12 protein-coding genes and 3 pseudogenes are annotated in these 14,773 nt (G+C 41.9%); 8 read left to right on the forward strand and 7 right to left on the reverse strand.

Translation table 11 applies throughout. The annotated features are described in order from the left end of the window. The first annotated feature begins 3 nt into the window (after window positions 1-3). The 3 genes and pseudogenes from tnpC (at window position 4) to EPH95_RS19180 (ending at window position 2,329) form a co-directional block, all read left to right on the forward strand. Window positions 4-1,586: pseudogene (gene tnpC, locus EPH95_RS03940) on the forward strand (IS66 family transposase). Window positions 1,587-1,896: 310 nt separating this feature from the next. Then, window positions 1,897-1,989: pseudogene (locus tag EPH95_RS19760) on the forward strand (sigma-70 family RNA polymerase sigma factor); the annotation flags it as partial. Between the two features lie 58 nt (window positions 1,990-2,047). Then, a complete protein-coding gene (locus EPH95_RS19180) occupies window positions 2,048-2,329 on the forward strand; it encodes a sigma-70 RNA polymerase sigma factor region 4 domain-containing protein (protein ID WP_227004169.1) in 282 nt (93 codons plus the stop codon). 1,300 nt (window positions 2,330-3,629) lie between these two features. Here EPH95_RS19180 and EPH95_RS03950 read toward each other — a convergent pair. The 4 genes and pseudogenes from EPH95_RS03950 to EPH95_RS03965 form a co-directional block, all read right to left on the reverse strand. Beyond that, complete coding sequence (locus EPH95_RS03950) at window positions 3,630-4,475, reverse strand: RpnC/YadD family protein (RefSeq protein ID WP_142087558.1); 846 nt, start codon at window positions 4,473-4,475, stop codon at window positions 3,630-3,632. 187 nt (window positions 4,476-4,662) lie between these two features. Beyond that, window positions 4,663-5,194: pseudogene (locus EPH95_RS03955) on the reverse strand (DegT/DnrJ/EryC1/StrS family aminotransferase); the annotation flags it as partial. Between the two features lie 289 nt (window positions 5,195-5,483). Then, the gene (locus EPH95_RS03960; protein WP_142087561.1) at window positions 5,484-6,110 is read right to left on the reverse strand and encodes a S1 family peptidase; all 627 of its coding nucleotides are present in this window, start codon (window positions 6,108-6,110) and stop codon (window positions 5,484-5,486) included. A gap of 71 nt (window positions 6,111-6,181) precedes the next feature. Continuing rightward, a complete protein-coding gene (locus tag EPH95_RS03965; protein WP_160141598.1) occupies window positions 6,182-7,192 on the reverse strand; it encodes a reverse transcriptase domain-containing protein in 1,011 nt (336 codons plus the stop codon). A 560-nt stretch (window positions 7,193-7,752) separates the two neighbouring features. Here EPH95_RS03965 and EPH95_RS19765 point away from each other — a divergent pair. The 3 genes from EPH95_RS19765 to EPH95_RS03980 all read left to right on the forward strand — a co-directional run bounded on the left by EPH95_RS19765 (window position 7,753) and on the right by EPH95_RS03980 (window position 9,532). Next, on the forward strand, window positions 7,753-8,145 hold the full coding sequence (locus EPH95_RS19765) for a sigma factor (protein WP_227004037.1): 393 nt from the start codon (window positions 7,753-7,755) through the stop codon (window positions 8,143-8,145). A gap of 687 nt (window positions 8,146-8,832) precedes the next feature. Then, entirely contained in the window at window positions 8,833-9,306 is a 474-nt protein-coding gene (locus EPH95_RS03975) for a hypothetical protein (RefSeq protein WP_142087566.1), read from the forward strand. 1 nt (window position 9,307) lies between these two features. Then, window positions 9,308-9,532, forward strand: coding sequence for a hypothetical protein (locus tag EPH95_RS03980; protein ID WP_142087568.1), 225 nt, complete (start codon window positions 9,308-9,310; stop codon window positions 9,530-9,532). 169 nt (window positions 9,533-9,701) lie between these two features. Here EPH95_RS03980 and EPH95_RS18640 read toward each other — a convergent pair whose 3' ends face one another. The 3 genes from EPH95_RS18640 to darT form a co-directional block, all read right to left on the reverse strand. After that, window positions 9,702-9,845 (reverse strand): hypothetical protein, encoded by a 144-nt coding sequence (locus EPH95_RS18640; RefSeq protein WP_160141599.1) that lies wholly within the window; start codon window positions 9,843-9,845, stop codon window positions 9,702-9,704. A 317-nt stretch (window positions 9,846-10,162) separates the two neighbouring features. Next, a complete protein-coding gene (gene darG / locus EPH95_RS03985; RefSeq protein ID WP_227004038.1) occupies window positions 10,163-11,191 on the reverse strand; it encodes a type II toxin-antitoxin system antitoxin DNA ADP-ribosyl glycohydrolase DarG in 1,029 nt (342 codons plus the stop codon). Beyond that, the gene (gene darT / locus EPH95_RS03990) at window positions 11,169-11,732 is read right to left on the reverse strand and encodes a type II toxin-antitoxin system toxin DNA ADP-ribosyl transferase DarT (RefSeq protein ID WP_142087571.1); all 564 of its coding nucleotides are present in this window, start codon (window positions 11,730-11,732) and stop codon (window positions 11,169-11,171) included. Before darT ends, darG begins: the two co-directional genes overlap by 23 nt. 1,129 nt (window positions 11,733-12,861) lie before the next feature. Between darT and EPH95_RS03995 the strand changes: the two genes are divergently transcribed. Together EPH95_RS03995 and EPH95_RS04000 are read left to right on the forward strand one after the other, a co-directional pair. Further along, window positions 12,862-13,362, forward strand: a complete 501-nt coding sequence (locus EPH95_RS03995; protein WP_227004116.1) for a sigma-70 family RNA polymerase sigma factor — start codon at window positions 12,862-12,864, stop codon at window positions 13,360-13,362. 742 nt (window positions 13,363-14,104) lie between these two features. After that, window positions 14,105-14,434 carry a hypothetical protein gene (locus EPH95_RS04000; RefSeq protein WP_160141600.1) on the forward strand — a complete coding sequence of 110 codons (330 nt, stop codon included), beginning with the start codon at window positions 14,105-14,107 and terminating at the stop codon, window positions 14,432-14,434. Window positions 14,435-14,773 lie beyond the last annotated feature (339 nt).

Consider the following 14,773-nt stretch of genomic DNA (forward strand, 5'->3'; position numbering starts at 1 on the left):
CTTATGGTATGGCACATACAGCGCAATCATCAAACCCATCAATTGCATATTATCGAGCGCAAAATGAAAAGCTTGAGCTGGAAAAAGAGGCGTTGGAGGCTAAAGTCCAATGGTACGAAGAACAATTTCGCCTAAGCCAACAACGCAGATTCGGATCTTCCAGTGAGAAGACCGATGAAGACCAGCTCTCTCTTTTCAATGAGGTCGAAGGTACATCCACCCCGACGGTTGAAGAATCAACGGTCGAAACGGTTACATATAAACGCAAGAAACAGCGTGGCCAACGCGAACAAAAGCTCGAAAACCTGCCGACGGAAACGATGGACTATCATTTATCCGATGAGGAGCAGGTCTGTTCGTGTTGTGGCGGAGCCCTACACGATATGAGTACGGACGTGCGAAAAGAATTAAAGGTCATTCCAGCGCAAGTGAAAGTCGTGGAGCACGTCCGCCATGTCTATGGCTGCCGCCATTGTGAACGCCATGACATCGAAACGCCTATCGTGACAGCGAAGATGCCGGAACCGGCATTTCCGGGAAGCTTAGCCTCTCCATCCGCCGTGGCTCATGCCATGACCCAGAAATATGTGGAAGGCATGCCCTTGTATCGGCAAGAGAAACACCTGGAACGTTTCGGTGTATCTATCCCCCGCCAGACTCTGGCCAATTGGATGATGTCCGGTGCCAACACGTGGCTCGAGCTGATTTACAACGAAATGCATGCCCAACTATTAGAGCTGGATGCCTTACACGCGGATGAGACAACCTTACAAGTGTTATCCGAACCGGAACGATCGGCAACATCGAAGTCCTATATGTGGCTGTTTCGCTCCGGACAAGCCGATGTGCCCATGGTGCTGTACGATTATCAGCAGACCCGGGCGAATAAGCATCCCCGCCGATTCCTGGATGGCTTTCAGGGCTACCTGCATGTCGATGGTTACGCAGGATACAATGGCCTTCCCCATGTCCGTTTGGTCGGCTGTTGGGCGCATGCGCGTCGTAAATTCACGGAAGCGCTGCAGGCATTGCCTGAATCCGCAGCCACGACGTCTGTGAAAGCGAAAGAAGGTTTGGCCTTCTGCAATCAGCTTTTTGACATTGAACGCCATTTAAAGGACGCAAGTCCACAAGAACGCTATGAAAAGCGTTTGGAACGCAGCCAGCCCGTACTGGAGGCTTTTTTGGCATGGCTTCAAGAACAAACGCCACATGTATTACCAAAAAGTGCGCTTGGCAAGGCGATTAAATATTGTCGTAACCAATGGGAGCGTTTAGAGGCATTTTTAGAGGATGGCCGATTGGAGATCGATAACAATCGAGCCGAACGATCCATCAAGCCGTTTGTGATGGGGAGGAAAAATTGGCTGTTTAGCAACACCGCAAAGGGAGCAAAATCCAGTGCGATGATCTATAGTATTGTGGAGACAGCCAAGGAAAACGGATTGAATCCATTCCACTACCTTAGCTATTTGTTTGAGGAACTTCCCAATATGGATACAACAGATCAAGCGCAATTGGCTCAACTTCTGCCATGGTCCAAAACACTCCCGCAAGAATGTTTCGTCCCTAATCAATCTAAATAAAGCATACATGACATCCCCGCCTGTTATTAGGTGGGGATTATTTGACGCTTACTTTTCGAGTGTTTTCCGCTATAGCCGCTTGCCTTTCTTGTTCAATCTCCTTCTCAATAATCCTTCCTACCTTCGTCATGCTTAACCACTCCCTTATTTTGGTAGAAAACTCATCGTCCACAAATTTATCAGTTGCTGTCAGTATACCCGCAATAACTTGAACTTGATCTCGTTCGTCCGGTATATTCTTTGCCAAATTCACGGATTCAAATATTCATTCGAGGAAATCTATCAACAGTACACGCCGTTAGTGAAAGGGATGCTTAAGCGACTCCATATTCACAGCAACCACTACGACTTTGTGCAAGCAGGTTATTTGGGACTTTGGCTTGCATACCACCATCACGATAGTGAAAAGGGACCTTTTTCCTCCTATGCTTTCGTTCGTGTCAGAGGAGAAATGTCAGACGATGCTGAAAAAGGATGCCAGTTATTACGACCAGCATTCTTTCAGTTCCACAGCTCCGGAGCCTGTTCAAATGGCCATAGACACAGATGCCTGGATATCAGATGCAGAAAACTTAGCACCATATTTGAAAACGCTATCAGAACGAGAACAACGCTGGGTCATTGAACACGCGGTCCACGACCAAGCCCCGCGCATGATCGCCGCCAAGTACAACGTTTCCGTTGAAACGGTTAAAGGCTGGCGCAAAGGAGCACTAGCGAAACTAAGAAAATATGTAAAATAAAGCGAAAAAACAAACCGGCGGGGACGCCTGCCGGTTTCTATTTCGAATCAAATCTTTATACACTAGCATTATAGAAATCTATTAATATTATGGGAGGTGATTGTCATGACAACGTATGAAGCACTAATGCTATGCGCTGCCGTTGGTACGCTAGTATACTTCATCACAGCTGACAACAACGACAAAAATAACCGCCTCTAAGGTTGACAGCCACGGGCGGTTAGATCCGTTCCAAACGGTAAATCCGTGAGAATAGATGGGTAATGGCAAATGTGGCAAGGTGACAAAAAGAAAAGGAAGTTAAGCAAGTGGTAAATATTGTTCAAACCATATAGGCTCCATTACTTCTTCCCAAAATTTAACAGAGGAAACCTAACCCTCTTCCTCCCCTTTTTCCAAGCTTTCTTAATAACAGGTACAGCAGCTTCTTTTTCTTGCTTTATTATGATGCCGGCGACAATATTATTCATCCGTTAACCTTATAGCCAACCTCACTGGTGTATCCCTATTCCATAACACCCAAGTATTGTAAACACTTGATCTGTTATTTGTTCTGATTCTTTTCAATCCTTGTCTTGTTTCATTAATTTTATAAATTACAATATAACTTTAATGACAATGAAAGGGCCCTTCTCTTCGTACGCGTTTATTCGCGTCAGGTACGAAATGCTGACGATGTTAAGAAAAGACAACACCTATCAAGAGCGTCATGTTTATTTTTCATCAGATTCGCCAGAACTAGAATCATTGCTAAACCTCGCGCCGGAGCATTTCGAGCCATCAGATATGGATACACTCTCCCCCCTATCTCCATCACTTGAGCCCTCGTTAACAGCTATGGATGATTGAACATGCCATCCACGATCAAGCTGATCTTGTAAAAAGAACCATCGCTTCTGCCTGCCACAATAACAACCCACTTCTATTTAAGTTCATACGCCGGTATCGCGGTCATCCCAACGGCTTTCAGCATCAACAGGAATACAATCTATAACATCGATCCCGGAACCCAAGTTAAATAGTCCATTTCTCCTTATATTATAAATCTATTTGTGAAAGAACGGCGCCGTTTCTTGGAAGGAACTACCGTGAACAACCACCAAACGGCTCGTCAACACTATTCATTCGAGTACATCTATCAGCAATACACACCGTTAGTGCACGGTATGCTTCAACGACTCCACATTCACAACAACCACGAGGACTTTTTGCAAGCAGGATATGCAGGACTTTGGTCTGCGTACCTGCTTATGTTTCTGTAGATGCTGAATGGTCAAAAAAGAGCTGAAAATCAGCTCCCTTATTTTTCTTCCTTGAGTTTTTCGACCTCCTCAAGGTCTAAACCAGTTTCTTCCGCAACTTCTTCAGGGCTTATCTTCTTCCTTAACATCGCTTTTGCCAATTTTCTCGTGTTTTCTTCGACAGCTTGCTCAATTTCCTTTTCGATAATCCTCCCGACCTTCGTCATGCTTAACCACTCCCTTATCATGGTAGAAAATTCAGCGTCCATAAATTTATCAGTTGCTGTCAGTATACCCGCGATGACTTGAACTTGTTCTCGTTCGTCCAGTAAATTCTTTGCCAAATTGACGGATTCCCGTGTCATTTCTTCTCGAGACTTCGTGCTGTGCATTAAAGGAAGCATGCTCAGCTTCATGAGTTCCTCACGGGTTAATTCTTGACCTCTTTTTATTTTATCACTTATCTTCTCCAAGATCACGTCTCCATTATGCTCACTGAGCAGAACAGCTCTTGACTGAATTCCTACATCCCCGGCGTTCAATCGCTCTCCCACGCTGGCCACATCGCTCGTATATATGACTACAAGACGAATGGCTCTTACCACTTTTTCCTCTTGATATTCTCGATCTAAAATTCGCTGGGCGTAGTCAAGATATTTGATATGGTTTTCGTCGATACGATTGTTGCTCTCGTACTCCAACATTAGGACAGAGTCATCTTGCAAAAGAAACTGTGTATCCGAGCGTCTTTCATCGGCCCGAACTTTCGGCATGGTTGTCGGCAACAATTTTCTGATTTTAGGCAATCCTTCAATGCCAAAAGCATCTAACGTGGCATCTTTGTAAAGCTCGCTTAAAAACTTAAAGAGCACATCTTTATTATGATATGAAATGCCTTCTGCCATAACTTTTCTTTCCTCTGTTTATAGGGGATGTTTGTTTGGTTTTTATAGCATTATCATATCATACCAGGGATTATAATGCAAACGTTTGTTCTGCAAAATATATGGTTTATACTCGCTCCCCAAAGATACCGCGGCGTCTTCGATCATCAGCACACCATACCCCTGAATTGGTAAAGCCTTCTGCAATAAGGGGCTGCAAATGCAGGGGTTTCCACACGGGCCCGTGCCTCAATATTTTCCGCACTCAGGGCATCGATAATATCCAAATGGCTCACCCCGGCTTCATCGGGGCCCACCGTCAACGCCGTCGACCACCTATTCGACTTACTGCCTTCCAACTCGGGCATAAAAGCCACCCCCGGCTGACCACCCAACGCCGCATAATACCGCTGAAAAACAGCCCTTCGCTGCTTCACTCGATGATCCATCACTTCCAACTGTCCACGCCCCACACCGGCAACGATATTACTCATTCGATAATTATAGCCCACCTCACGGTGCTCATAATGCAGCGCCGGCACCTACGCCTAGGTCGCCAAAAACCGTACCCGATCCAGCGCTTCCACATCATTCGACACGAGCGCAGACCCCTAGCAGACCTCCATCAAAGAATCCATCCGCGCGCTCTGCCCATAAAAATTCACGATAATCACAGCTTTGGGCAGCTTCCCCCGCTCCTCTGCATCACGCATCGCGCGGGCCAATGGCGATGGTGACAAGCGTCTGAGAGGAACAAAAAACAGGAAAAAAAATACATTATCGTTCTGTAGACAAATGACTTCCCAACTTTATTTATAAGACTCACTCGGTTTCGTGACAAGGCTAAGGGCTAAAGAATCATTAAGAATATGATCTATAACAACGGTTCCGGCTCCCACACCACTACATTCCTTCACAAACTATCCAGGATTCCACATGTATAGATGGTGGGAGGTTTTTAATTCTAATAATTATAATTTCATCCTCTAAACTCTATTATACGTAAGAATAAAAAGAGTTACTTCATCCTTACGTGTGACAAACATTTCTTTTCTCATTCTTATTTAACTCAAGGGCATGGACTATAGGTATAGCTTCATTTGGATACTCAACCGAGCCTTTAACTGCTAAGCCTACTACTTCATTATTCTCGTTAACTAGGGGGCCACCACTATTCCCACCAAATATTGTTGATTCTACTTCATACATAGAAATTTCATTACTATTCCTTCTACCAATAATTTTAGTATCATCTTGCCTTAAGGGATTTCCATCATGGTAATGAGGGAATCCAAGTAATTGTACATTTGAATCTTTTGAAACATCATTTAAACTGTATTTAAATCCATTTCTATCAATATCTCTGCTTAAATCAACTAAGATAGCTATATCCTTTATCCTGTCATAACATTTCACTGTAACATATACATCTTCTTCAGGATATTCTGGTCTATGAAGTCTTATTAGCGTTTTCATATTGTAACCATCGTGATAATATTTTATGTAATCTTTAATTACATGGTAATTAGTAATATAGCCAATCCCTTTTAATAAAAATGCTGTTCCTTGTTCTATACAAAACCAATGAGGCAAGCCATCTTCGGTCATAAGCTTATGTTCATCTTGTTCTATTACAAATGTATTTTCACTTTGCATATTATAAACATCTAACGGTAAATACAAATATGGTAAATCAAGTTTTTTAGCAATATTGTTATATCTTTTTCCTAGCTTATTATAGACATTATCTTTCTTCCCTTTAACTTGTCCAACATAGGAGATCTTCCCCTTATAACACTGTACATATCCGGCAAGTTACCTTTTTTTCTTTGTCTAAAATTATACTGTTCATTAAATTTTTTTTGTGCCTTATCTAGGTTATCTTCTTCGATTCCTTTCTCTATAGAATGTAAAATAACTCTTATGTACCTAACATAAGATCTTTTAACATTTAGTGTCTCATTAACAGTAATACCCGTAACACTTAAATTTTCGTATTTACTATTTAACCTTGTTTTCTTATCATTAACTTTAAATCCATTTTTATGTACAATACTCTTAATTTTTTCTGAAACAACTGCTTGATCTGACCCTTTTTGTCCATGTCCTATAGCTTTCGGGAAATATATTCTGGAAGTGGAAATTGTTATATCATCAACATATCTAGTGTACTTACAGTTATACCTTCTGGAAATACTATCTAAATTTTTGTCAAGTCTATAAGAAATTATGTTAGAAATTATTGGCGAGGTAGGAGCACCTTGCGGTAAGAATCCATTCGGGTGGCAACAAATATTAGCTAAAGTTGTTGATACTTTATCATTGAATTTAAAGTAAGTCATGAACATAGCTCTTATACGTCCAAATGAAATAGAATCAAAGAAATCTTTTAGGTCAAAGTTTAAAACATACCTTTGCTGAACATGTTCATTTGCGTTTGAAATAATACTTTTTTCCTTTATATATCCATGTGACTTTGTATGATGGCTATATAAAAGACTTAATATATAAGCTAATTTTCTTTGTATAATCATTAAGTTCTTTTTTGGGGAATATATTGTCCTTACCTTTCCTCTATTTAACGTAAACTCTTTGTAATTTAAGTGCTTATTTATGAATAATATTTTATATAATGTCTCCGCTGAGATTTCTAATAAATGGGCTACATCTTTAAAATTTATTAAATTCTCAAAATTACGCTTTACATCTTCATCTGTATTTCTTATTTCTATTTCCATAAATTCACACCTTCTGGGCAACATTAGCAAAAGAGCAGTAGTAACTCTACCTTTTGCCAACCTGTGATAGTTTAACGAAAAATAAACGTAAACAGTTGCCTATGGTACAACCTTCAATTTATCCCGTAGCGCTTATCACCACGAATAACAATTACTACTACTCTTTCAAGTTCTATTATAAATTAAATGAGTTAATTTTTAAAGATTTATTGAGGTCGTAAGGTGTATCATTTTATTACTAAGATTTTGTGATATTCAACTAACTCCCCAAAGTTTTGAGTAAAGAACCGTAAAACAAATTACACTCATTAATCATGGCACTCAGCTATGTCCATTTCACGTAATAAAAAGATCCTCAACTAACTGGGCGTAATCTTTCATAAAGATTAGATCCCATTACACACCGCTATTAGCTGTAGATGCTGAACTCAATAGATTTTCAACTATTTTAATCACAAGCCCTGCTCACCGGCTGCGCCCCTTTATACATAATCGAATTGGCACTGGCTACAAATGTAAGCGAGGAAAAAAAACCACGTCACCCCCTCGCCAACTGAGTATTGCATTCACCGAGCGCTGAGAGATTTACCACTTATTGCGGAAGCCTTTACCAATTCACTACCTCCTGGAGCACCTTTCAAAATCCCTCTACTTACCCTCCGTTTGAAGTCATTTACCGCCACTATACCCCGCTGGTTCACCGTATGATCCGTCGACTCCACATTCATAGCAATCTCGACGATTTTTTACAAGTTGGCTATTTAGGTCTGTGGTATGCATACCGGGATTATGATGAAGAGAAAGGGCCCCTCTCTTCGTACGCGTTTATGCGCGTCAGGTACGAAATGCTAACGATGTTAAGAAAAGATAGCACCTATCAAGCACGTCATGCATTTCGAGCCATCAGATATGGATACACTCTCCCCCTATCTCCATCACTTGTCCCCCCGTGAACAGCTATGGATGATTGACAAGCCATCCACGATCAAGCTGATCTTGTAAAAAGAACCATTGCTTCTACCCGCCACAATAACATCCCACTTCTATTTACGTTGATACATCGGTATCGCGGTATCCCAACGGTTTAAGAATCAGCAGGGATACAGTCTATAACATCGGCCCCGGAACCCGCCTTTCCAGTCCACGACTAGCATTCTGGCATTCGTAAGTATCGTGTCAGATTTATTTCACGAATTAAAGCAGCATTGTATCCAAAAAGGCAAATCGTACAACTATTGTGGGTGGCTCGTGATTATTACTTCGATATCATCGTCTTAATAATCCCAATCACCTTCCTCCGTCATATTCGACCCTAATACTTGGCCCTTCAAACAACGGCTGCAAGTGTAGCGGTTTCCACACGTACCGCGATCCTATATTTAGCAATCAATCCTTTGATAACTTTCTCTAAAAGTAATAGTAAAAGATGTACCAAAAATTATAGGCCAACTTTGTTCCTGTTTTATATTTTATAATGACATTTATCCCTCTTATTGCTATATTTATAGTATCCAGGAATAATACTTAAGGGTGACATCATTCCGTAAAGGAATTTCCGTAAGCAAATATCAATCATAAGCCCGTCAAATCGAGTACATCTAAAAGCAGTACACGATAGCGCGAGAGGAGATATGTATGAGGTGATTGTTGAAACCAAAGATGATCAAGAAGTGTATGATGGGCATGTATTACCTGCCACAGAATCTGATATCACGGAAACAAGGGATTGGATTTTTGATTGGCATGAGGAATATATTCATCCAAATAGAAACATCCTATCCTTAAAAGTACATGGGGATCCAAATGTTCAAGCATTGATGTCCTATGTGGTGGACGAAGGATTTATTCTTATGGAACTTCTTGAGTCCGCTCCTTCCAATCATTCTCAACAGTCTGCACTAAAGGTGACTCCAACATTGCTCGCTGCTGCATCAGTGATCAGTTTTGACTACGGATTTGACGGATATACTGCGATTCATATTAAGTATCATCCATCGGTGATTTCCCAATATCAGCAGTATGGAGCAGAGATTATACGGCCAGACCGCATGGCTTTATCAACCATTGCATCAACCCGCCTCATTCAGTTATACTTCACGAAAGGAGAGCGATAGGATGTCTTCCAATCGCAAGTTTTCAAAAATGACTGATGGTGAATTAGCCCACTATATCGATACTGAACTAAATGGCGTTTATGCCATCCCTCAAGAATCTGAAGAAAAACGGGAAGAAACACGACGCATCATCAAAGAAATGAAAGAAAAGGATCCTAATGTCCCCGCTTCTATAGACACCTCTAAATACAAATTAAAAGCAGATGGATCAAAGCCCTCGAAATAATCGGGGCTTTTTTATTTTTATATCATACGCTCCTCGATATCCTCCGCAATCCCATGCTTCGATAATATCCCAGTGTGTAACCCCAGCTCGGGATCCACCATCAGCGCCGTAAGCCAAAGGTTTAGTTTCATTTAACAATTAATGCTGAAGTAATCACCACAACAATTGTTCAACAACCCCAATAACCCGCTCTAACTCTGTCTCCGTCATCCCCGATCCAGAAGGCAAACACAACCCACACCCAAACAACTCCCCCGACACGCATAATACTCCGCACCTTCAAAACAACGGCTGCAAATGCAATAGCTTCCACGGGGCGCGCCTCATTGTTCTCCGCATCCAGTGCTTCGCTAATATCCAGGTGCGTGACCCCCTGTCACAATCCATGAATCGCCAATGTCCCTGAGCTAGGCACGGATGCACTAAACATGATTGCTGTTTAGACATAATGACACTTAATCGGTATTGCGGGTACGCCAAGCTAACGTTACATAAAGAATCTGATTTGTAACAACCGACCCGGGTTCCACGCTGTTCATTCATTAGCAGCATCCCGGAAATCGATACGCCCAATACTAAGATAAGTTCCCCGTCGGAATGTAGTGACTCCTAATTGTGAAGGTACCCCCCTCACACACCTACTTCTCTCAAATAATCCCAAGCTAGCTCAATATGCTTCGAAGGAAACAATTCCTTTTTTCGTTCATTCCAGCTTTGTACATCTTGAATGAGGTCATCGTTATTCGCCGGGTTTGAATGTTTCATAACCCAATGCACGGTAGCCAATAGTTCCAAACCATAGGGCGTTTCAGAACCAAAGATCACCTGTTGTACTTTATCCAAGCGACGTTCACTGTCTGCATCACCCGACAAATACTCACGCGCCTTTTCGCCCGCGTCTTTGAACAGATCAATTTCTGCATTTCGGTTCCTGTCACCATACCCTCGGATAAAATGTCCTTCTAATCGCTGTAATACAAAGTTTAAATTCTCAGCATAGGGACCGTATTTACCCTTCTCAAAGTCAAGTTTTAATGGCTCTCCTGCTTCCTGGAGAAAGTAAGCAATTTTTTGCACTTCTAGCAAGGATAATCGATAGCCAGGGGCCTTATAAGCGCTCATAGACGCTAATAATAACGCTCTCGTTTTAGTTAATCTCGGTTTTGATGTCCCCACTTTCATTTGATCTGGCTTCGGGCTGCCTGCGGGTTCATATACATTAACATCAATCGCTTCATTAATGAATGCATTTTCTATTAAAGGTTTCACCTCAGACCATTTCAAGCCCCCATTACCACAACCGAGCGGAGGAAGAGCGAGAGACTTAATCTTTAATTCTCGGACAACTCGCACAAGATCTTTTAAACCTTGCTCAATGTACGTTATTTTAGACTTTTCGCGCCAATGCTTTTTAGTTGGAAAATTAATGACATAATCAGGGGCTACGATTGAATCTGTCGTAACAATATGCATTTGACCGATCTGCACGTTACCTTTTTTGCTTTCTTTCTCATATTCCCGAAAAACGTTGGGATAAGCTTGCTTCACTTGAAGGGCGATCCCTTTCCCCATAACACCAACGGTATTTACTGTATTAACAAGTGCTTCAGATTGGTCATCGAGTAAGTTCCCCTGCTTAAAATAAATCAATATCTTCACCCCCTAAAAATAAAATGTTGGTCTTATCCCTATTTTCAAATTTATGTACTAAAAACTCAGCTTGGCGCCTTCGTGTACGATCAGGATCTTGATCCGTATCGTTCCAATAAATGCTATCCATTACTTCCCAATCAATCTTATCAAGATGACTTAACTCATTATAAAATTCTGTCCATAACATGATGGCGTGGCCATCCGTAAAAACGAAATCTTTGCCTCCATCTTTAATAACATCTGTACTTGTAACCAGATAGATAATATCATCTTGTGTACCGGAAAACCCTTCAACATTTTTCCGATGGATGGCATACAACATTGGAGATCGTGGAGAAAAATAAAAAGGAACATAATCGTGCAGCATACCACGTGGTGCTGCAGAAACGGATATCTTTGAACGCCTAGACTGAATACTGTGATGAGCGATATCTGTATATGATATTTTATTACCGGAGACCCGTGAATGAGCTGCCAACCCACCATTATCTAAAATAGAGGGAAGGTTTCGATAATCTGTAATATGATAAAGCAATGTAGGTTCCATCCATCCACTTCCCAACCTAAGGCATCTATTGTGCCCTCAATGCATATTCACTTGTAAAGATTATATCATTCACATGCTGGTATTACTAACTTATACAGTCTGTATGCGTACCACCGTTTTTATCACCAAGCGCTGAGAGATTTACACTTATTGCGGAAGCCTTTACCAATTCACTACCTCCTGTATAATTATTAGGCATGCAAACGGCATGGCTAGAATACATTTTTTATGTCCCCATATCAAAGATCCTCTTCACAGTCATCCAAGGCTAACATCAGACCCGGCTCATATCACTGACAATAAATCTCCCATATAATCCCCTTCCCAGCGCTGTTCCGGAAGGAATAACATTGAACACCTTTCAAAATCCATCTACTTACCCTCCGTTTGAAGTCATTTACTGCGACTACACCCCTTTGGTTCACCGCATGATCCGTCGACTACACATCCATAGCAATTTAGGTCTTTGGTATGCATACCGTCGGAATTATGATGAAGAGAAAAGATCCTTCTCTTCATACGCTTTCATGCGCGTCAGGTACGAAATGCTAACGATGTTAAGAAAAGACAGCAACGATCAAGAACGTAGGTTTATTTTTCGTCAGCTTCGCCAGAACTGGAATCATTGCTAAAACTCGCGCCGGAGCATTTCCAGCCATCAGATATGGACACACTATCCCCCTATTTCCATCCCTTCTCCCCTCGTGAACAGCCATCTGACAATATGCAGAAGTGGTAAAAAGAACCAAATTGGATCTGCCCGCCACAATAACTCCCAGCTTCTATTTACGTTGATACGTCGGTATGGCGGTCATCCCCACGGTTTCAGCATCAGCAGGGATACAGTCTGTAACATCGTCCCCGGAACCCATCTCCCCATTCTATGATCACGATAATCACAGTTTTCGGCAGCTAACCCGCTCCCCCGCATCACTCATCACGAGTCCCGATGTAAGTGTCTAGATCTATCAGAAAAAGATTTAATGATAATAGTCCTTATAGATCAAATATTTATTAGTAATTATCAGAAATAATAGTGCTTTCCGAATCATTTGGTGCTATAGTTACAATACCCTGGGGAATAATTGAGGGGGCGGCGCCGTTCCGGGAAGGAATTTCCGTGAGCAAAATGCAATCGGTCCGTCAACAATATTCATTCGAGGAAATCTATCAACAGTACACGCCGTTAGTGAAAAGGATGCTTAAGCGACTTCATATTCACAGCAACCACGACGACTTTGTGCAAGCAGGTTATTTGGGCCTTTGGCTTGCATACCACCATCACGATAGTGAAAAGGGACCTTTTTCCTCCTATGCTTTCGTTCGTGTCAGAGGAGAAATGTTGACGATGCTGAAAAAGGATGCCAGTTATTACGACCAGCATTCTTTCAGTTCCACAGATCCGGAGCCTGTTCAAGTGGCCATAGACACAGATGCCTGGATATCAGATGCAGAAAACTTAGCACCATATTTGAAAACATTATCAAAACGAGAACAACGCTGGGTCATTGAACACGCGGTCCACGACCAAGCCCCGCGCATGATCGCGGCCAAGTACAACGTTTCCGTTGAAACGGTTAAAGGCTGGCGCAAAGGAGCACTAGCGAAACTAAGAAAATATGTAAAATAAAGCGAAAAAACAAACCGGCGGGGACGCCTGCCGGTTTCTATTTCGAATCAAATCTTTATACACTAGCATTATGGAAATCTATTAATATTATGGGAGGTGATTGTCATGACAACGTATGAAGCACTAATGCTATGCGCTGCCGTTGGTACGCTAGTATACTTCATCACAGCTGACAATAACGACAAAAATAACCGCCCCTAAGGTTGACAGCCACGAGCGGTTAGATCCGTTCCAAACGGTGAATCCGTGACCTTGGGTCACGAGCTCTATACATTATATGACCTCTTAAAATTATTATACATTAATAGATGGGTAATGGCAAATGTGACAAGGTGACAAAAGGAAAAGGAAGTTAAGCAAGTGGTAAATATTTTTCAAACCATATGATCAAAAGATATACCTAAATGGTATTACCTCTCTAGGCTCCATTACTTCTTCCCAAAATTTAACAGAGGAAACCTAACCCTCTTCCTCCCCTTTTTTTCCAAGCTTTCTTAATAACAGGTACAGCAGCTTCTTTTTCTTACTTTATTATGATGCCGGCACAATATTATTCATCCGTTAACCTTATAGCCAACCTCACTGGTGTATCCCTATTCCATAACACCCATGTATCGTAAACACTTGCTCTGTTATTTGTTCTGATTCTCTTCAATCCTTGTCTTGTTTCATTAATTTTTATAAATAAAATTACAATATAACTTTAAAGACAATGAAATGGCCCTTCTCTTCGTACGCGTTTATGCGCGTCAGATACGAAATGCTGACGATATTAAGAAAAGACAGCAACGATCAAGAACGTCATGTTTATTGTTCGTCAGATTCGCCAGAACTGGAACTGTTGCTCAACCTTGCGCCAGAGCATCTCGAACCGTCCGATATGGATACACTCTCCCACTATCTCCATCACTTGAGCCCTCGTGAACAGCTCTGGATGATTGAACATGCCATCAACGATCAAGCCCCTCGCATGATCGCCGCCAAACACAACGTCACCACCGAAAATGTTAAAGGCTGGTGCCCTACGGAAACTGAGGAAAATCATGCTGTAACGTCTTTCAACGTCGGATAAATGCTGAGATGGTAAAAAGAACCAAATTGGTTCTACCTGCCACAGTAACATCCCACTTCTATTTAAGATGATACGCCGGTATCGCGGTCCTCCCAACAGTTTCAGCCTCAGCAGGGAACAGTCTGTAACATCGTACCCGGAACCCACCTTCCTATTCAACGACTAGCATTCGGGCATACGTAGCAATCACTAACGGGAATTTGTGTTCGCTATTATGATATCAGGTTTCCTTCAATACCAACATCACGATGGTGAAAGGGGACCCTTTCCCGCTTATGCCTTCATTCGTGTCAGAGGAGAAATGTTGACGATGCTGAAGAAGGATGTCAATTATTCCGA

Origin of the sequence: Salicibibacter halophilus (assembly GCF_006740705.1) — a bacterium.
GTDB classification, from domain to species: domain Bacteria; phylum Bacillota; class Bacilli; order Bacillales; family Marinococcaceae; genus Salicibibacter; species Salicibibacter halophilus.

Bases quoted from the DNA above. Each gene is read 5' to 3' on its own strand.
- EPH95_RS19180 (WP_227004169.1), top strand. From the start codon at position 2,048: ATGCTGAAAAAGGATGCCAGTTATTACGACCAGCATTCTTTCAGTTCC.
- EPH95_RS03950 (WP_142087558.1), bottom strand. From the start codon at position 4,475: ATGGCAGAAGGCATTTCATATCATAATAAAGATGTGCTCTTTAAGTTT.
- EPH95_RS03960 (WP_142087561.1), bottom strand. From the start codon at position 6,110: ATGCAAAGTGAAAATACATTTGTAATAGAACAAGATGAACATAAGCTT.
- EPH95_RS03965 (WP_160141598.1), bottom strand. From the start codon at position 7,192: ATGGAAATAGAAATAAGAAATACAGATGAAGATGTAAAGCGTAATTTT.
- EPH95_RS03980 (WP_142087568.1), top strand. From the start codon at position 9,308: ATGTCTTCCAATCGCAAGTTTTCAAAAATGACTGATGGTGAATTAGCC.
- darT (WP_142087571.1), bottom strand. From the start codon at position 11,732: ATGGAACCTACATTGCTTTATCATATTACAGATTATCGAAACCTTCCC.
- EPH95_RS03995 (WP_227004116.1), top strand. From the start codon at position 12,862: ATGCAATCGGTCCGTCAACAATATTCATTCGAGGAAATCTATCAACAG.
- EPH95_RS04000 (WP_160141600.1), top strand. From the start codon at position 14,105: ATGCGCGTCAGATACGAAATGCTGACGATATTAAGAAAAGACAGCAAC.